Below are 2,622 nucleotides of genomic sequence, written 5' to 3'. Positions count from 1 at the left end.
GTAAACAATCACAGCGTTCAACAATTAATTTTGCACGCTCTGCTGTTAATGTATCCCCCGCCGCATAAAGTCTTTTGACATGACTTAACAGATATTTTTCCCAACGCAAGGCTGTTGTAATGGCATAGAGACCAATTTCTAAACCACCACTATCAAGAAGTTCAAAAATTAACGCAAGGCTTGCTATGGTCTTTGGCATTTTTAAAAGATGCGATTGTAAGCTTTCTGAGTGAGTACCTCCTTTTGCCTCTTTATGAAGATGCTCGAACCATTCATAAAACTTCACTTGTGCTTTAGGAGAAAAACGCATAATCAGTGGTTGTTCGGGAGAACCTAAGCGTTTATCACGAAAAGAGCGAAATACCCCTTCATACTTTTGCCAGACCTCTTGATTGGGCGGTTTATCAACCAATTGCCACTCTTTATTGTCATCGGGCCAGACAATCATTTGAAAGCGTTGCAATAAACCGTCATCGTTTATTCCACGGTGTATGGCTTGAATGAGCGGAATAATGCGTGAAGGTTGAATGCCTCCAATCATGGATAAAGTGACATAAGGGATAAAAATGGTTCCACGCTCTATACGGTCATAAGTAAATTGATCATCGCCATTAAAAGCTGTTAAATAAAAGGCGCGGTCTGATTGATATTCCTTTCTTTCTAGATTGGCTAAAAAGCCAGCCAATTCATCACGCACCATTAAGAGACCACGGGGGTTTTCTTTTAAGAGTTCCCCAAGCTTTTCAACAGACACATCATTGACAATAGTGTCATCTTCATTTTTACGAGTAGAAACTAAGCGGTGTGCAAAGTGCATTATGCAATCATATTCGCAATATTAGAAAAATAATAATTTATCATTATTTACTGATACGGAGCGCAGTATTGTAGAAAATAATTTTCTTCAATTACAAAATAAATAAAAATACAGTTGATTAAGGAAATTTTTTCTTTGTATGGAGCACACGTAAAATACGCACAACGCCATTTGAAATATCATAAATCATGATATAATTTGGATGTACAATAAGTTCACGTGTATTTACAATTCGTCCTAAACGACCAAGGGTAGGAAATTTAACAAGTTTTTCTACTTTTTCAGATAAAAGTTGATCAAACTTTAAGGCAGCGGAAGGATTATCTTGTGATATGTATTCACGTATCTTTTTGCGGTCAACGTGTGCTACTTGTGTCCAAATTAGCTTCATAAAGTTGATCTATCTAGTTTACTTTGTGTCTTTAAGCGCCATTCTTTTGCTTCTGCTTCGATTTCTTCAGAAGACATTATATCACTTGCATTAGCAGAATTTATCCCTAATTGAACTTGTTCCCGAAACCATAAATCGTATGCACTTTTTTCTTTTTGTTCTTTTACGATATCGCGCATATAATCGCGCAATAATTGTGCACCAGATCTATCACACGCCTTTGCTGCTTTGGAAAATTCATTTTTTAATACATCATCGACGCGAAAGGTAAATGTTGTCTCAGCCATTTTACGACCACTTAATGTGTTACAAAGTAGTTCTAATGTAATGTATTTTTACTGTTTCTTCAATAGGTACTATTAGAATAGATATTTTATATCTATTTTGCATTTTCATAGGGTTGAAAGGGACGCCCATAAATCAACGGGCTCTGTTAACAACCCAGACAGTAGAGCTAGACCGGTTTCAATGCCCTCACAAATGACCAGATGTTTTGGATTGGCTTGACTTAAATGCACAGCACCACCCATAACAGACCCTAACATGGCTTTTGCTGGTTTTTGATCTGTTTTGCAGCCATTGGCTTGTAAAAAGGTTCTATGAATGGCAAAGGAGCCAGCACCCTTAACAAGAGCAACCAACGCGGGCAGTGTAACCCCAGAGGGGTGCGAACATTTGTCGTGAAAACGTAAATCGGGAGGCAAATCACATGTAATACCCCGCATACGTAAATAGGTTTCTGCTAAAGTATTTTTGATTGGTTGGCTTTGTTGCCAAATTGCTTTTGCTCTCTCTGCTTTCTGTTTTGCTCGTTTGAGATCAGCACAAAACTGTTTGGAGAAAGAGAGCGTCTGATCATAAGCTTTATCAAAAAAGGCTTGTTTTCCAAGCAAGCCAATTCTAATAAGCGCTTGTATGATCTCTCTAAAAGAGCAGCCAGCATAACAAGTGAGTAAAAGACGCCCATCATGTCCATTGGCAAGGGATAAGCTAGGCAGCCTATCATCATGAGCAGGGCAACGGGCTGTTCCATAACGCCCATGCCAAGTACCACGCAAGGCACGTGTGATACCTTGCGCATTCTTAAAAGAACACATCATTTTAAATCCTATAACGTTGCGTCATAGGACGGATTGTGCTATCTCTAGATTGATGAGTTTGAGAAAGCCTTGTCCGTCCTTATGTGACAAGGTTTTTTTTATGCCGCGTCACTTTGACGTTGCTGTTTTGCTTGCTCGATGACATTCAAAAGATCTGATTGTAACCAACGCGATAAAAAACCAAATTTTAAAGGTTTTGGGAGAGAGCCATTGGTAACATGACGGCGGAATGTTGATACACTCATATGAAGCAATTTTGCACTTTCACGGTCTGTTAAAAGAATATCATTTTCTGTCATTCTAAAATCCTTTCA

Annotated in this window: 3 protein-coding genes and 2 pseudogenes; all 5 read right to left on the bottom strand. The window is 38.6% G+C overall.

What is annotated here, in order from left to right:
* Nucleotides 1-766 (bottom strand): annotated as a pseudogene (locus ACFINK_RS09170) (DUF3987 domain-containing protein); the annotation flags it as partial.
* A 169-nt stretch (nucleotides 767-935) separates the two neighbouring features.
* Nucleotides 936-1,208 (bottom strand): type II toxin-antitoxin system RelE/ParE family toxin, encoded by a 273-nt coding sequence (locus ACFINK_RS09165; RefSeq protein WP_375610964.1) that lies wholly within the window; start codon nucleotides 1,206-1,208, stop codon nucleotides 936-938.
* Nucleotides 1,205-1,495, bottom strand: coding sequence for a CopG family ribbon-helix-helix protein (locus ACFINK_RS09160; protein ID WP_375610963.1), 291 nt, complete (start codon nucleotides 1,493-1,495; stop codon nucleotides 1,205-1,207). Before ACFINK_RS09160 ends, ACFINK_RS09165 begins: the two co-directional genes overlap by 4 nt.
* Nucleotides 1,496-1,606: 111 nt before the next feature.
* Nucleotides 1,607-2,308 (bottom strand): annotated as a pseudogene (locus ACFINK_RS09155) (DUF7146 domain-containing protein); the annotation flags it as partial.
* A 98-nt stretch (nucleotides 2,309-2,406) separates the two neighbouring features.
* Nucleotides 2,407-2,607 (bottom strand): helix-turn-helix transcriptional regulator, encoded by a 201-nt coding sequence (locus tag ACFINK_RS09150; RefSeq protein ID WP_007347209.1) that lies wholly within the window; start codon nucleotides 2,605-2,607, stop codon nucleotides 2,407-2,409.
* Nucleotides 2,608-2,622 lie beyond the last annotated feature (15 nt).

Origin of the sequence: Bartonella sp. AA16NXGY (assembly GCF_042197325.1) — a bacterium.
Classification (GTDB): domain Bacteria; phylum Pseudomonadota; class Alphaproteobacteria; order Rhizobiales; family Rhizobiaceae; genus Bartonella.
The sequence above is the reverse complement of the archived record's forward strand: the minus strand, read 5'-3'. Positions and strand labels throughout refer to the sequence as shown.

Bases quoted from the DNA above. Each gene is read 5' to 3' on its own strand.
- ACFINK_RS09165 (WP_375610964.1), bottom strand. From the start codon at position 1,208: ATGAAGCTAATTTGGACACAAGTAGCACACGTTGACCGCAAAAAGATA.
- ACFINK_RS09160 (WP_375610963.1), bottom strand. From the start codon at position 1,495: ATGGCTGAGACAACATTTACCTTTCGCGTCGATGATGTATTAAAAAAT.
- ACFINK_RS09150 (WP_007347209.1), bottom strand. From the start codon at position 2,607: ATGACAGAAAATGATATTCTTTTAACAGACCGTGAAAGTGCAAAATTG.